Origin of the sequence: Arthrobacter sp. PM3 (assembly GCF_003352915.1) — a bacterium.
Taxonomy (GTDB): Bacteria; Actinomycetota; Actinomycetes; order Actinomycetales; family Micrococcaceae; genus Arthrobacter.
This window is the reverse complement of record NZ_CP022314.1, coordinates 2,236,043-2,250,435: the sequence shown is the minus strand read 5'-3', so window position 1 is coordinate 2,250,435 and position 14,393 is coordinate 2,236,043. Positions and strand designations below refer to the sequence as shown.

Annotated in this window: 10 protein-coding genes and 1 rRNA gene; 4 read left to right on the top strand and 7 right to left on the bottom strand. The window is 68.4% G+C overall.

Going from position 1 to position 14,393, the window contains the following annotated elements; all coding sequences use genetic code 11:
* Nucleotides 1-114 precede the first annotated feature (114 nt).
* On the top strand, nt 115-1,533 hold the full coding sequence (locus CFN17_RS10345) for a DUF4032 domain-containing protein (protein ID WP_208747642.1): 1,419 nt from the start codon (nt 115-117) through the stop codon (nt 1,531-1,533).
* Nucleotides 1,534-1,581: 48 nt separating this feature from the next.
* Here CFN17_RS10345 and CFN17_RS10340 read toward each other — a convergent pair whose 3' ends face one another.
* From CFN17_RS10340 to CFN17_RS10320, 5 genes are all read right to left on the bottom strand, one after another.
* Nucleotides 1,582-2,952 (bottom strand): FAD-binding oxidoreductase, encoded by a 1,371-nt coding sequence (locus tag CFN17_RS10340; RefSeq protein ID WP_208747641.1) that lies wholly within the window; start codon nt 2,950-2,952, stop codon nt 1,582-1,584.
* Nucleotides 2,953-3,014: 62 nt separating this feature from the next.
* Complete coding sequence (locus tag CFN17_RS10335) at nt 3,015-4,973, bottom strand: glycoside hydrolase family 13 protein (RefSeq protein ID WP_261792146.1); 1,959 nt, start codon at nt 4,971-4,973, stop codon at nt 3,015-3,017.
* 2 nt (nt 4,974-4,975) lie between these two features.
* On the bottom strand, nt 4,976-5,944 hold the full coding sequence (locus CFN17_RS10330) for a sugar ABC transporter permease (protein ID WP_208747640.1): 969 nt from the start codon (nt 5,942-5,944) through the stop codon (nt 4,976-4,978).
* The gene (locus CFN17_RS10325) at nt 5,941-7,623 is read right to left on the bottom strand and encodes an ABC transporter permease subunit (protein WP_208747639.1); all 1,683 of its coding nucleotides are present in this window, start codon (nt 7,621-7,623) and stop codon (nt 5,941-5,943) included. Before CFN17_RS10325 ends, CFN17_RS10330 begins: the two co-directional genes overlap by 4 nt.
* A 90-nt stretch (nt 7,624-7,713) precedes the next feature.
* Nucleotides 7,714-9,012 carry a maltose ABC transporter substrate-binding protein gene (locus CFN17_RS10320; RefSeq protein ID WP_208747638.1) on the bottom strand — a complete coding sequence of 433 codons (1,299 nt, stop codon included), beginning with the start codon at nt 9,010-9,012 and terminating at the stop codon, nt 7,714-7,716.
* Between the two features lie 334 nt (nt 9,013-9,346).
* Between CFN17_RS10320 and CFN17_RS10315 the strand changes: the two genes are divergently transcribed.
* Together CFN17_RS10315 and CFN17_RS10310 are read left to right on the top strand one after the other, a co-directional pair.
* Nucleotides 9,347-11,149, top strand: coding sequence for a glycoside hydrolase family 13 protein (locus CFN17_RS10315; protein WP_261792145.1), 1,803 nt, complete (start codon nt 9,347-9,349; stop codon nt 11,147-11,149).
* Between the two features lie 2 nt (nt 11,150-11,151).
* Nucleotides 11,152-12,186: a LacI family DNA-binding transcriptional regulator gene (locus tag CFN17_RS10310; RefSeq protein ID WP_208747637.1), complete on the top strand. Its 1,035-nt coding sequence runs from the start codon at nt 11,152-11,154 to the stop codon at nt 12,184-12,186.
* Between the two features lie 9 nt (nt 12,187-12,195).
* Here the strand turns inward: CFN17_RS10310 and CFN17_RS10305 are convergent, their stop codons facing one another.
* A complete protein-coding gene (locus tag CFN17_RS10305) occupies nt 12,196-12,681 on the bottom strand; it encodes an SRPBCC domain-containing protein (protein ID WP_208747636.1) in 486 nt (161 codons plus the stop codon).
* 299 nt (nt 12,682-12,980) lie between these two features.
* Here CFN17_RS10305 and CFN17_RS10300 point away from each other — a divergent pair, with 299 nt between their 5' ends.
* A complete protein-coding gene (locus tag CFN17_RS10300; protein ID WP_208747635.1) occupies nt 12,981-14,003 on the top strand; it encodes a patatin-like phospholipase family protein in 1,023 nt (340 codons plus the stop codon).
* A 145-nt stretch (nt 14,004-14,148) separates the two neighbouring features.
* On the opposite strand, the gene rrf is transcribed toward CFN17_RS10300, so the two are convergent.
* Nucleotides 14,149-14,265 (bottom strand): 5S ribosomal RNA (gene rrf, locus CFN17_RS10295).
* Between the last annotated feature and the right edge of the window lie 128 nt (nt 14,266-14,393).

The following is a 14,393-nucleotide window of genomic DNA, read 5'->3' as shown; positions in this document are numbered from 1 at the left end:
GCAACCGACGGCGGTCCTCCTCACTGGAGGGCCGCCGTCGGGCTTTAACTGCTCTGCGTTAGGCACGGCCCAAGAAACACGGAAGAATTGACCCATGACCGAGGAAAACCCCACATGACCGAGGAAAACGGCGCCCAGTGGCACGACGAGCCCACCGACTACGGCCAGATCGGCAAGTTGCCCCGGCACGAGGCGGCGAGCGCCAATGATGACAAAGCCTCCCTGGTGTCCAGTTCGCTGAGCATCACCGCCGCCGCCACCGAGCCCGAACTCCTGGACCTGCCGTGGCACATCGCCCTCGAGGACTGGCCGGCCGAGTATCTCGCGGCACTCCCCCGCGGCATCTCCCGGCACATTGTGCGCTTCGCCCACCTGGGCGGCTCGGTCATCGCCATCAAGGAAACCTCGGAGCACATCGCCCGGCACGAATACCACATGCTCCGCAAGCTCGCCCGGCTGGACGTGCCCTGCGTGGAGCCGGTGGCCGTCATCACCGGACGCACCACCCCGGAGGGCCGGCCGCTGAACCCGGTGCTGGTCACCCGGCATCTGAAGTTCTCCATGCCATACCGTGCGCTCTTCTCCCAGATGCTGCGCAAGGACACCCTGACGCGGCTTATCGACGCCCAGGCGCTGCTGCTGGTCCGGCTGCACCTGATCGGCTTCTACTGGGGTGACGTCTCGCTTTCCAACACCCTGTTCCGCCGTGACGCCGGCGCGTTCGCCGCCTACCTCGTGGATGCCGAGACCGGCGAGCTGTACCCGGATCTGTCCACCGGCCAGCGTGAGTACGACCTCGAAATCGCCCGGGTCAACATTGCCGGGGAGCTCATGGACCTGCTCGACGGCGGCCTGATCGAGGAGAAGGTCGACCCCGTGGCCACGAGCGAGCTCATCATGGACAGCTACCGCCGGCTGTGGACCGAGCTGACGGCCAAGGAGTCGTTTGAGATCGGGGAACGCTGGCGCGTGGCCGCCCGCATCCGGCGGCTCAACGAGCTCGGCTTCGACGTCGAGGAATACGCCATCAAGACGACGCAGAACGGCTCCACCATCCAGCTCCAGCCCAAGGTGGTCGACGCCGGCCACCACCAGCGCCGGCTGCTGCGCCTGACCGGGCTGGACGCCCAGGAAAACCAGGCCCGCCGGCTCCTGAACGACATGGACTCCTTCCGGGCGGACAACAACCCGGGCATGGACGAGGAATACAGTGCTCACCTGTGGGTCAGCCAGATCTTCGAGCCGATCGTGCGGGCCATCCCGCGCGATCTCTCCGGCAAACTGGAGCCGGCCGAGGCGGTCCACGAGGTCCTGGAGCACCGCTGGTACCGGTCCGAGGAAGAAAACCGGCACATCCCCCTGGCCGAGGCCGTCCAGTCCTACATCGACAACGAGCTCCGGCACCGCCGGGACGAGGCCGCGATCATGCTTAACCCGGACACGGAACTGCTGAAGATCCTCGAGGTGGAAACCGAGGAATCACGCTACGGCGCCGAGGAGTCCCTCGCCGAGTACCCGGACGCCGACGACTAGTGCCCCGCGCCGCGCAGCCGCTTGGGGCCGCCATGCAGCACGGGTGTGCTAAATCGCCTTGCCCGGGTTCAGGATCCCGGCGGGGTCGAATAGCTCCTTGATCCGGCGCTGCAGTTCACGCACCGGTTCCTTCTGCTCGAGGCCGAGCCAGCGCAGCTTGTACTGGCCGATGCCGTGTTCGCCCGTGATGGTGCCGCCCATGGCCAGGGCCACGGTGATGGACTTGTCCAGTGCGGCGCCGAGGCGGCCCATGGCCTCGGGGTCCACGGTGTTGTCCACCCGGTCGATCCAGAACGTCGGGTGCAGGTTGCCATCGCCGGCGTGCGCCACGACCTTGAGCTGGACCGCGTGTTCGGCCGCGATGGCCTCGAGTTCCGCGACGTAGTCCACCAGCCGCGAGCGCGGCACCGCCACATCCTCGCCCACCCGGTATTCGTCATCCACCTCAGTCCCGCGGCTGTTGCGGCGCAGCTCAACCAGCTGCTCGGCCTCGGCGTCGGCTTCCATGGTCACCACCGCCCCGCCGGCGGCCAGGACCGGGCGAATGGCGGCGGCCTCGGCCGCCGCGCCGAACCCGTCGGTCTGGATCAGAAGCAGTGACTTGCCGCGGGAGGCGAGGTCCGAGCCGTGGAGGTCGTCGAGCTGGGCGAGCGAACCGCCGTCGAGCAGTTCCATGATGGCCGGCTGCACGCGGGCCCGGCCGACGGCGAGGACACCGGCCGCGGCGCTGCGGAAGTCCGGGTAGAAGGCCGCGATGGTGTGGACCTCGCGCGGCAGGTACTTCAGGCGCACGGTCACCCCGACCACGATCCCCAGCGTCCCTTCCGACCCCACGAACAGCCCGGTGAGGTCGTAGCCGGCGACGCCTTTGAAGGTCTGGTGTCCGGTGTGGATGAGCGAGCCGTCCGCCAGCACGACGTCGAGGGCCAGGACCGAGTCCCGGGTCACCCCGTACTTGGCGCACCGCAGCCCGCCCGCGTTCGTGGCGACATTGCCGCCGATGGTGGACATCTTGAAGCTCGCCGGGTCGGGGGCGTACATGAGCCCGTGTTCGGCGGCGGCGGCATTGAGGTCCGCGTTGATGACGCCGGGTTCGACGACGGCGGTCTCGTCATCCGGGTTGAGGTCCAGGATGCGGTTCATCCGTTCGAGGGTGAGCACCACGCAGCCCTCGCTCGCGTGGGCGCCGCCGGAGACGCCGGTGCCGGCCCCGCGGGCCACGAGCGCGACGCCGCGGGCGGCGCAGGCGGCGACGGTGGCCTGCACGTCGGCCACGGATTCGGCAAAGACCACGGCCTGCGGGAGCTGATAGTCCAGGACGGGCGCCTGGTCCACGGCGTAGGCGGCCAGGGTGGCGGCGTCCACGGCGATTTTGGCCGGGTCCAGGGCAGAGGTCAGCTCGTCGATGATGCTGCGCATGCGGTCTCCAGTTCGGTCGAATCCGGCTCCCAGTCTAAGGCTCCCGGTCTCAGGCTCCCCTTCTAAGGCTGCGGGACAGGCACCCTGGTCCCGGGCAGCACCCAGGCGGCGGCCGCCGGTCCGCTGGTGCGGATCAGCACGGCGGCCGCGTCCGCCGGGGACAGCGCCACTTCGACTGCCGCGGTCGCGTAGGCCGGCGGACCCGCCAGGGCCGCGAGCTGGGCCGGCGAGAGCGATCCGGGAGCGAGTTCGACGCCGGCTCCGGCCCGGGCCGCCACTACCAGGACGGCGTTGTGGGCGGTTTCGCGCACGAACGCGAGGACGTCCCCGCGGGCGTGGAGCCAGCGCACTCCGCCGCCGGTGAGCGCGGGCTGTTCCCGGCGCAGCGCGGTGAGGGCCGCGTAGTCGGCCCTCAGGTCGGTGCGGATGCGGCCGGGATCGTTCCAGGGCATGGGGGTGCGGGAATACTCCCCGTTGTCGCCCTCGAGCCCGAACTCGTCCCCGGCGAACATCACGGGAACCCCGGGCAGCGTGAACATCAGCACCGCGCCGAGCCGCTGGCCGCCGTCGATCATCACGGTGGCTGCCCGGGCGGTGTCGTGACTGTTCAGGGCGTTCATGTTCTGCTGCCGGACGTCCCAGCTGAACGCGGCGGAGAGGTCCAGGTGGGTGGCGAGGAAGTCCTCGGCCGCGGTCCGGTTGGAACCGGGCAGCGGAGTTCCGAAGAAGTTGACGTGCCCGGCGTCGCCGGCCAGCCAGGACCACAGGGGGCGGGTGAAGTTGGAGTAGGTCATGGCGCCGTGCCAGTGTTCGCCGGTGAAGTCCGGTGCGGCGTCGTTGGTGGCCTCGGCGAGCAGCGCAGCGTCCGGGTTGATGGCCCGGACCCGGTCCGCGATGAGCCGCGCGACGTCCTGGTTGAGGTCGGTGGCGCCGAGCCGGCCGGTCATGTTGCCGACGTCGATCCGCCAGCCGTCGAGGTTGAACGGCGGCCGGAGCCAGCGCGCCACGGGGGAATCGTCGTCGAGGACGAACTTCTGGCGCAGGCCCGGGGACGCCCAGTTGAGTTTGGGCAGGGACGGGACGCCGTACCAGGATTCGTACGCCGTGTGGTCCGCGTTGAAGTAGTAGTACCCGGCTTCCTCGGAGGCCGGGTCCGCCAGGGCGCGGCGGAACCATTCGTGGGCGTCGCCGGAGTGGTTGGCCGTGAGGTCGCCCATCACGCGCAGGCCGCGGGCGTGGGCAGCTTCGACGAGTTCGATGAGGGCCTCGTCGCCGCCCAGCAGCAGATCCACGCGCCTGAAGGTCGCGGCGTCGTAGCGGTGGTTGGAGCGGGCCGGAAAAAACGGGGTGAGGTAGATGACGTCCGCCCCGAGCTGCTGGATGTGGTCCAGCCGCTCGGTGACACCCCGGAGGTCCCCGCCGTAGTACTGGTAGGGGGTGTGCGGGCCGGCGCCCTCCACCGGGGTGCCGTCCCAGCTGCAGGGCACGGCCCAGTCCGGGGTCGGACGCGCCGACGCCAGGTCGTCGGAAGCGGCCGAGCGCGCGAAGCGGTCCGGGAAGACCTGGTACATCGTGCCCCGGCGCAGCCATTCGGGGGCCGGGCGGAACGTGGTCAGCCGGAAGTCGGCATAGTCGGAGACGTCCCGGCTGAACAGTCCCTGGGCGTTGAGGCTCCAGTACTGCAGCCGGCCGGCGCCGCCGCGGTTTTTAGCCCCGGCGGATTCTTCCGGGACTTCCAGCAGGAAGCGGTAGCGGGTCACCGGGTTGGTCGGCACGGTGGCCGCCTCCCACCAGACCCAGCCGTCGGCCTCGCCCAGGCTGGCGGCGGGATCGTAGCGCGGCTCGCCGTCGTGCAGGGATCGGAGCCAGACCCTGGCTGCCCGGCCCCAAACAGCCGGGACGCGGAGCCGCAGGCGGACCTCCGCGCCCCGTTCGGCGCGAACAGGCGCGTGGAGGCCCGAGCCGTCGTGGTGCGGAAGCGGGCCAGCGCCGGCCGGGAGCGCCATGCCCGGTCCGTCCATGATCAGCCCTTCACCGAGCCCTGGGTGAGGCCGCTGACGATGTACTTCTGCAGGTACAGGAACAGGGCCATCACCGGAACGGCGGAGATCACGGCGCCAGCGGCGAAAACGCCCCAGTTCTCGGAGCGCTGCTGGGCCACGAAGGAGTACAGCCCGACGGCGAGGGTCTGGCTGTCCGGGTCGGTCAGCACGACGCTGGCGATCACGAACTCGCCGGAGATCCCGATGAAGGACAGCAGGCCCACGACGGCCAGGATCGGCGTGACCAGCCGCATGATGATGCCGAAGAAGATCTGCGCGTGGCTGGCGCCGTCGATCTTGGCGGCCTCGTCCAGGGACTGCGGCACGGTGTTGAAGAACCCGTACATGAGGTAGGTGTTCACGCCCAGGGCGCCGCCGAGGTACACCATGATCAGGCCGAGCTGGCTGCCCAGGCCCAGAGCCGGGATGACCTCGGAGATGCCGCTCAGGAGCAGGAAGATCGCGACGACGGCGAGCAGTTGCGGGAACATCTGGAGCAGCAGCAGGCTCAGCAGTCCCACCCGGCGCCCGGTGAAGCGCATGCGGGAGAACGCGTAGGCGGCCATGGCGCCCAGGAACACGGTGGCCGCCGAGGTCACGCCGCCCACCACCATGGTGTTGACGAACCAGCGGGCGAACGGCCGGGAGGGGTTGTTCATCAGCTCGGTGAAGTTGCCGACGTCGAACCGGCTGAACAGGGCGTTGGATCCCACCAGGGTGCCGGTGGAGTTGAAGGCCGCGGAGAGCACATAGAGCAGCGGGAAAACGGCGAAGACGGTGACGGCAATCCCCACGGCGTGCCGCCAGCCCTTGTCCCTGACCCAGGCGCCGAAGGGTTTGCGGCGCTGCAGCAGCGCGAGGTCCGCGGCGCCGGTCCTGCCCGATTCGCTGCGGAGATCGGAGCCGGGTGCTTCCAGCGTGGTGCCGGTGCGCGGTGCTGAGCCGTTCATGAGTTCACTTCCTCAAGTGCCTTGGTCTGCTTGAAGCTGATGGCCGAGACGGTGGCCACGATGATGAAGATGATGATGGCCAGGGCGCTGGCGAGGCCGTAGTCGCGTCCGGTGCCCTGTCCGAACGCCACCTTGTACACGAGGGTGATCAGGATGTCCGTGGCCCCGATGTCCCGGTCCGTATCCGCGAACCGCGGGCCGCCGCCGGTGAGCATGAAGATCACGTTGAAGTTGTTGAAGTTGAAGGCGAAGGAGGAGATCAGCAGCGGGGCGATCGAGACAAGCAGCAGCGGCAGCTTGATGGAGCGGAACACCCGCCACGGGCTGGCGCCATCCATCCGGGCTGCCTCGTCCAGTTCGGTGGGCAGGGACTGCAGGGCGCCGGTGCAGACGAGGAACATGTACGGGAAGCCGAGCCAGAGGTTGACTACGAGCACGCTGATCTTGGCCAGGACGGGGTCCGTCAGCCAGCCGATCGTGGCCCCGCCCAGCAGGGTCTGGTTGAGCCAGCCGAACTGCGGGTTGAGGATCCCGGACCAGACCAGCCCGGACAGGAACGCCGGGAACGCGTAGGGCAGGATCATGAGGATGCGGTAGATCCGCTTGCCGCGCAGGTCCTCCCGGTTGAAGGTGATCGCCAGGAACAGTCCCAGGGCGAACGTGAGCGCCACGGAGGCCACGGCGAAGGTAAAGGTCCAGAGGATGACACCCAGCAGCGGGCCGCGGAGGCTCGGATCGGTGAAGGCGCGCGCGAAGTTCTCCATGCCGACGTCGATCTTCCAGCCGGTGGTCAGGGTCTCGCCGCCGGCCGTGGCGAAGGCGCCCTTGCCGTTGTCCCTGTAGACGGCGCCCGTGTCCGTGTCCGTGAAGGTGTCGGCGGCGGCGTCGTAGCTCAGGGCCGGCTTGTACTGGTAGGCGGAGCTGCCGTCGGCGGTTCGCAGGGTGCCGTCTGCGGGGTCGGCGGACACCGGGACGGTGATGTCCAGGATCCGCTGCTGGTTAGCGACGATTTCCTGGAAGTTCAGGGTCCTGTATCCGTCGAGGGCGTTGGCTTTCCCGGTCGAATCCGTTCCGGCGCCGGAAACCTGCTCCAACTGCTTTCCGGTGCTGCCGAGCGAGACTTTGCCGTCCGGGCCCGTGAACAGCAGATAGAAGGAGTCGTCCTTGGACAGCACGGAGGCCTTGTAGGTCGGGGAGTCGGGGACGCGCTTCTGCGCGGTCAACTGGATGGCCGCGATCGCGTCGTCCTTGGTGCTGTTGTGCCCGTCACCGTAGTTGGTGAAGGCGATGTAGCCGCTGAACAGGACCACGAACACCTGGAAGACCAGCAGGAACAGGACGCCGGGGGCCAGGTACTTCGCGGGAAGCCCGCCCTTGCGCAGGTAGATCCAGTTGATCGCCAGCACGACGGCGGCGGAGATTGCCAGCACCGCCCAGGACTGGCTAAGGAACAACATCATGAGCACGTAGACGGCGACGGCGTCCACGAGGCCCAGCAGCACGATCTTGGCGACCGTTCCCTTGGTGGTGTCGGGGCCGAAGGGCAGGCGGCGGGCGGCTGGTTTCCCTCCCGGTTTCTGTGCCGGTTTCCGGGCGGGTTTGCCGGCAGGGTGCCCGGCGGATTTACCGGCTGGTGCTGCGGCGGAATCGCCGGCCTGGCGGAGTTCGGTGTCTGTCATGGCTGTCTACAGTCCTCGGGAGAAAGCTGGGGTGGTGCGGGAACGGGCCGGGCGGCATGCTCTGCCGCCCGGCCCGGTGCTGTGCGGAAACTAGCCCGCGATCTTGGCCTTGATGCTGGCCGCCATCTTGGCCCAGTCCGCAGCGGGATCGCCCTGGCCCTTGATGAGCGCGAGCTCGGTGGCGCCCCAGTCGGCCCAGACGGCGCTCATTTCCGGGATGGCCGGCATCGGAACGCCGGCGGCGCCGATCTTGCCGAACGCTGCCACGACCGGGTCGCTGGCGGCCTTCTCGAACGAAGCCTTCAGTGCCGGCGGGCGGCCTCCGGCCTTGTACATGGAGTCCTGCGCCGCCTCGGTGGTGAGGTAGTTGGTGACGAACTCGTTCGTGGCCAGGGCGTTGGCGCTCTTGGCGCTGATGAAGAATCCGTTGACCCCGATGAACGGCTGGGCGGGCTTGTCGCCGGCGGTGGGCAGCTCGTCAACGGCGAACTTGATGCCCTTCTTCTGCACGTCCGGCACGTTCCACGGGCCGGTCAGGTAGTACGGGGATTCTCCGGCCAGGAACTTCTCCTTGGCGATGTCACCGGTGATGTTGGAGTTGATGATCTTCTCCCCGGCATCGCCCCACGCGGCGAGCTTCTTAGCGAACTCGACGCCGGCGGCGTCGCCGAGGAGGAGCTGCTTGGGATCGTAGCTGCCGTCGGCGGTCTTGCCGAAGACCTCCGAGCCCATGGAGGACTGCAAGGGGTACAGGTGGTACGGGTCGCCCTGCTTCGGGTCCATGCCCACCAGGAACGGGAACTTCGCCTTGCCGTCGGCCACGGCCTTCTTGCCGTTGGCGATCACTTCATCCAGGGTCTTCGCGCTCTGCGGGACGAGGTCCGTGTTGCGCAGCAGGGCGATGTTCTCGATCGCGTACGGGACACCGTAGACGGAGCCGTTGTAAGTCATGGCCTTGATGGAGGAGTCCTGGAAAGCGGCTTTCTTGTCACCGAGCTCCACCGGCGCGATCACGCCGTTCTGGACGAACTTGCCGACCCAGTCGTGCGGGCCGACGATCAGGTCCGGGCCCTTGCCGGTAGGGACCTGGGTGATGAAGTCGTCGCGGACAGCGGCGAAGTCCTTAACGACGAGCTTGACCTCGATGCCGGTGTCGGCCTGGAACTTGGCCGTAATGTCCTTCAGCGCGGGTGAACGCTCGGCATCGACCCACATGGTGATCGTGCTGGCGCCGGAAGCCTTCAGGTCAGGCTTGGCCGTCGCCGTGGCCGGTGCGGTGGCTGCGGCGCCGCCGCAAGCGCTGAGAGCCAGCGCGGCCACTACGGAGAGCGCGCCGGCGGTGAAGACCCGGCGGCTCGTCCCGTTCGTGAGGGTGTTCTGCACCTTCATTGGTGTCCCTTTCATAAATCCTGCATCCACGCGTAAGGCCCTGGAAGTCCCTTCCAGAGCCCGGTGGCATCGTCGGTGATGTGGCTCACAGCTGCAAGCGCTTCCAAAGTACACGGTTGGCGTCGCTTTGAAAAGTCAGCGTACCGCCTGGTAGGGGCACCATCTGTTTCTCGCGCGGTTTAGCGGACTGACGGCGCAGGAGCCACATGACCCGCTTTTCCCTCTGCAGCAAGGGGCTGCGGGCAGAGGGAGGCCCGAGCATCGGCCCGAGGGCCGGACCGGCAATTGTTGGAAGCGTTTTCATTTTCGGGGTTCGGGACTTACGATTGCCGTCATGTCCGTAGATTCAGTTCTCTGCTCCCCCGCCGCGCCGGCCGGCTTCCGACCCACTGTGCAGGCCGGTCCCCTGACGGGGGTGTTGACCCCGGTGCATGCCGCCGACCAGCTGCCCGGGTGGTGGCGCTCCGCCGTCATCTACCAGGTGTATCCGCGCTCGTTCCGGGACCTGAACGGCGACGGCGTCGGCGACCTCGCCGGTATCACCGCCGAACTGGCCCGCCTGGCCGATCTGGACATCGACGCCGTCTGGCTTTCCCCGTTCTACCGGTCGCCGCAGCGCGACGCCGGCTACGACGTCAGCGACTACTGCGACGTCGACCCCCTGTTCGGTTCCCTCGCCGACTTCGACGCGATGATGACCGAGGCCTCCCGGCTGGGCCTGCGGCTGATCGTGGACCTCGTGCCGAACCACTGCTCTGACCAGCACCCGGCCTTCCGGGCCGCCCTGGCCGCGGCGGCCGGCAGCCCGGAGCGGGACATGTTCATCTTCCGCGACGGCCGCGGGGTCTCCGGCGACGAGCCGCCGAACAACTGGCAGTCCCATTTTGGCGGTTCCGCCTGGACCCGGATCACCGAGCCGGACGGCACCCCCGGTCAGTGGTACCTGCACCTCTTCGACTCCTCGCAGCCGGACTTCAACTGGGACAACCGCGCCGTCCATGACGAATTCGAGCGGATCCTGCGCTTCTGGCTGGACCGCGGCGTTTCCGGGTTCCGGGTGGACGTGGCGCACGCCCTCGTCAAGGCGCCCGGGCTGCCCGAGTGGGGCGGACGCGCGGACGGCAACAGCTGTGACGGCTTCCCGGGCCATGACGCCCCGATGTTCGGCCAGCCGGCCCTGCATGACATCTACCGCCAGTGGCGGCGGATCCTGGCCGAGTACGGCCCCGACCGGATCCTTTGCGCAGAGGCTAACGTGGACCCGCTCCCCCGGCTCGCCGACTGGGTCCGGCCGGACGAAATGCACCAGGCTTTCAACTTCCCGTACCTGCACGCGGGCCTGGACGTGCACCGCATGCGCAGTGTCATCACCGAATCGCTGACCGCACTGGACGCCGTCGACGCTCCCAGCACCTGGGTGCTCTCCAACCACGACGTCGTCCGGCACGCCACCCGGTTCGGGTACGACGGCCCGGCGCCGCGCGACGGCGACGGCATCGGCGTCGCGGACCCGCAGCCGGACGAGGACCTGGGACGGTCCCGGGCGGCCGCAGCCTCGATGTTCATGCTGGGGCTGCCCGGCGGCGCCTACTTGTACCAGGGCGAGGAACTGGGCCTCCCGGACGGGATCGCCATCCCGGATGACCGGCGGCAGGACCCCACGTTCGCGCGCACCGGCGGCGAGCGGCTGGGCCGCGACGGCTGCCGCGTCCCGCTGCCGTGGCGGGCCGCCGAACCCCACGCCGGTTTCGGCGGCGGGCAGGACCCGTGGCTGCCGCAGCCGGACAGCTTCGCAGCACTGGCCCGCGACGTGCAGGCCGCCTCGCCGTCGTCGCACCTGAACCTCTACAAGCGCATGCTGGACCTGCGCCGTGAACTGGGCCTCGGCCGGGGCTCGCTGTCCTGGTATGAGGACCTCTGCACGGACAGCAGCCTGGCCTTCCTCAACGGGACAACACTGGTGCTGCTGAACGTCGGCCCCGGACCGCTGGCGATCCCGGCGGGGCGGGTGCTGCTGCGCAGCGCGGGGTCCCCGGACGCGGGTTACGCCGCAGGGGACATGTCCAGCCCGGGGGATCAGTTAAGCTCAGGTGAAACCGTTTGGCTGGAAATCTACATCGAGGACACGGAGCGCTGAAAATGCCGGGCATCAAGGACGTCGCGGAACGGGCCGGCCTCTCCATCGCCACCGTTTCGCGCGCCTTGAGCGGCAAGGGCAACGTCTCCCCGCGCAGCCGGGAACGCGCCCAAGCCGCGGCCGCCGAGCTCGGCTTCGTCCTGTCCTACCACGCCTCCAGCCTGGCCTCCGGGCGCAACCACAATGTCGGCGTCGTGGTCCCGTCGGTCCACCGGTGGTTCTTCTCCTCGGTGGTCGAAGGCGTCTCGGCTACCCTGCTCGACGCCGGCTACGACCTCACCCTCTACAACGTCAGCGGGGGGCAGGAGCGGCGGCACAGCGTGCTGAACGACTTCCTGCTCCGCAAGCGCGTGGATGCCGTGATCGCGGTGTCCCTGGAGCTCTCCGAGGCCGAGATCGATCAGCTGCTGGCCATCCACCGCCCGATCGTGGGAATCGGCGGCCCGCTGCCCGGGGCGTCGACCATCCGCATCAATGATTCCGGCATCGCCGAGGCCGCGGCCCGGCACCTGATCCAGCTCGGCCACAGCAGAATCGCCCACATGACCGGCGACGCCGCCTACGAGCAAGACTTCCGCCTGCCGGGTACCCGGCAGGCGGGGTTCAAGAAGGCCATGCGGGACGCGGGGCTCCCGGTGCGGCCCGAATGGCAGGTCTCCGCCGACTTCACCATCCAGGGCGCCTACGCCAGTGCGCGGCAACTCCTGGGCAGCTCGGCCGAGCGTCCCACGGCCGTTTTCGCCGCCTCCGACGAGATGGCGATCGGCACCATCCTCGCCGCCCGCGATTTCGGCCTGCGCGTGCCCCAGGATCTCTCCGTCATCGGCATCGACGGCCATGAGCTCGGCGAAGTGTTCGGGCTGACCACCATAGACCAGGACGCCCGCGGTCAGGGCGCCCTGGCTGTCCGGCGGCTGCTGGCAGGGCTCGACGACGGAGCGGACCTGGCGGCCGCGGACACCGAATATCCCACCCGCTTCGTGATCCGCACCAGCACTGCCGTTCCGCCGGTGGACCCGGTTCCGGCCCGGGACTAACGTCCCGGCTCAGGCGCCGCCCATGAAGCGCACGAACCTGTCGAGCACGCCGGGCCAACCGGCCTCATAGTCGGCGCGGGTGGCTTCGGGGTCCTCGGCCCCTTCCCAGCCGCCGTGGACCAGGCGAAGCTCCGTCCCGCCTTCGACCGCTTTGAAGGCCACCCGCAGCTCCGTGGACCATAACGCCGTGGTTCCGGGGTGCCAGCTGGCGTGGAAGGACAGTGGCGGCTGCCAGTCGTCGATCGATCCCCAGACAGCCGTTCTGCCGTCATCCGCCGTTTCCAGGATGAGGCTCTCCTCGAACTCCACGTAGGAGCCGGCACCGTAGACACTGTGGTCCTCGAGCGGCCACCAAAGGTGCGTGTGCTCGGTGAAGCCCATGAAGGCCCGGGCAACGGCGCCGGGGACCACAACACTGACCACAACGGGGTCAAGTTCGTCCGCCGCGCCAGGGTCCGGCACGCTCGACGGAGCATGGCTGAAGAGGTTATCCATGGGCAACTACTCTACCCGCCCACCCCCTTCCCGACGCTCCCTCATCTTTCGCACAGTCCTGCTCAACCCTCCCTCACGTTTTGCCCGCTCCAGCCCGACGCTCCCGCAGGTTCCGCCCCATGCTGATTGTGCGCTCTCACCGTGGCGTGCTACTTTCGTGGCGATCGTGATCCGTCGGCAGGAGGTGAGACCCATGAACGCAGTATCCGCAATGGGCGCTCCCCTGCAGTCCACGATCGCGCGGCTGAAGTAGTCGCCTCCGGGAGCGCACGCCAGGCAATTCGCGAAAGGCGACTCCCATGAACACAACATCTTTTTCACGTCCGCGCAGTACTTCGGGCGAGCGGGCACTGGTACTCGGCGGCGGCGGATCCACAGGCAACGCGTGGCTCATCGGCATCATCGCCGGGCTATTCGATGCCGGCCTGGATGTGACCGGGGCTGACCTGGTCATCGGAACATCCGCCGGAGCAACGGCCGCGGCGCAGATAACCGGCGCATCCCCGGAAGACCTGCTTGCAGCGATCCTTGCTGCGAAACCCCAACAACGGGCTGCTCCGGTCGGACCCGACAGCGGACGTGTGCCCGTCAGGACGGCGTCAGACCACATGGAGAGAACGGGAAACATTATCGCCGCCTCTGCGAACGCGGCTGACATGCGCCGCAGGATTGGCGCGGCAGCACTCAGTCTCGAGTCGTCGTCGGATGCCTCCGGGCAGGCGCGATGGCGCGCGACAGTCGCCTCACGGCTGCCCAGTCCGCATTGGCCCGCGCGATCGGTGCTCATCACTGCCGTTAGTGCTCAGACCGGCGAACCGGTCGTATTCGATCGCCATAGCGGAATCGACCTGTCGGACGCTGTCGCCGCCAGCTGTTCGAGTGCCTTCGCGTACAGGATCGGCGACAACCGATATGTCGACGGCGGCTACCGACGCAACGAGAATGCCGACTTAGCTGCCGGCTACGCCCGGGTCCTGGTCCTGTCGCCGTTTGGCGGCAGAACCCGGATGCCGCCAGGGTGGGCCATGCAGCTGGCAGCACAGGTCGATGAGCTGCGCGCCGACGGCAGCAAAGTCGAAACGGTCGCCCCGGATAGCAACTCCGAATACATGTACGGCGCCAATGCAATGGATCCGTCCCTCCGTACGACCGCTGCTCGAGCTGGTTACAGCCAGGGCAAAACCCTTGCGGGGCCGCTAGCCGGTTTCACGGCTGTGATCCTCCCTCAGGTTCGGCGGTCCTGGGGGTGCCCCTCCCTCAGGTGTCGGGTTGGGGGGGTGCGGGTGGTGAGGGAGGGTCCGGTCCGGGGGTGCGGGTGGTGAGGGAGGGTCCGGGTGGGGGTGCGGGTGGTGAGGGAGGGTCCGGGTGGGGGGTGCGGGTGGTGAGGGAGGGTGTGAATGGGTGGTGGGGGTGGTTAAATGCGGGAGGACCCCAACCTGGTGGTTGGGGTCCTCGACCTGAATGATGTTCCGGCGGTGACCTACTCTCCCACACCCTCCCGGGTGCAGTACCATCGGCGCTGTGGGTCTTAGCTTCCGGGTTCGGAATGGGACCGGGCGTTTCCCCCACGCTATGACCGCCGTAACCCTGTGTCCGCCACCGGCCCGGCCCTTTGTGGGGGCGGGGGTGGGGAAAACTTTGTGGTTACAACACGCTGCACCTGTAGTTATAGCTGGTGGTGCAGTTGTGGTGTTATTCAGTTGTTGGTTCTC

Excerpts from the sequence above, each read along its gene's own strand:
- CFN17_RS10315 (WP_261792145.1), top strand. The coding sequence starts at position 9,347 with ATGTCCGTAGATTCAGTTCTCTGCTCCCCCGCCGCGCCGGCCGGCTTC.
- CFN17_RS10310 (WP_208747637.1), top strand. The coding sequence starts at position 11,152 with ATGCCGGGCATCAAGGACGTCGCGGAACGGGCCGGCCTCTCCATCGCC.
- CFN17_RS10300 (WP_208747635.1), top strand. The coding sequence starts at position 12,981 with ATGAACACAACATCTTTTTCACGTCCGCGCAGTACTTCGGGCGAGCGG.
- CFN17_RS10330 (WP_208747640.1), bottom strand. The coding sequence starts at position 5,944 with ATGAACGGCTCAGCACCGCGCACCGGCACCACGCTGGAAGCACCCGGC.
- CFN17_RS10325 (WP_208747639.1), bottom strand. The coding sequence starts at position 7,623 with ATGACAGACACCGAACTCCGCCAGGCCGGCGATTCCGCCGCAGCACCA.
- CFN17_RS10340 (WP_208747641.1), bottom strand. The coding sequence starts at position 2,952 with ATGCGCAGCATCATCGACGAGCTGACCTCTGCCCTGGACCCGGCCAAA.
- CFN17_RS10335 (WP_261792146.1), bottom strand. The coding sequence starts at position 4,973 with ATGGACGGACCGGGCATGGCGCTCCCGGCCGGCGCTGGCCCGCTTCCG.
- CFN17_RS10320 (WP_208747638.1), bottom strand. The coding sequence starts at position 9,012 with ATGAAGGTGCAGAACACCCTCACGAACGGGACGAGCCGCCGGGTCTTC.
- CFN17_RS10305 (WP_208747636.1), bottom strand. The coding sequence starts at position 12,681 with ATGGATAACCTCTTCAGCCATGCTCCGTCGAGCGTGCCGGACCCTGGC.
- CFN17_RS10345 (WP_208747642.1), top strand. The coding sequence starts at position 115 with ATGACCGAGGAAAACGGCGCCCAGTGGCACGACGAGCCCACCGACTAC.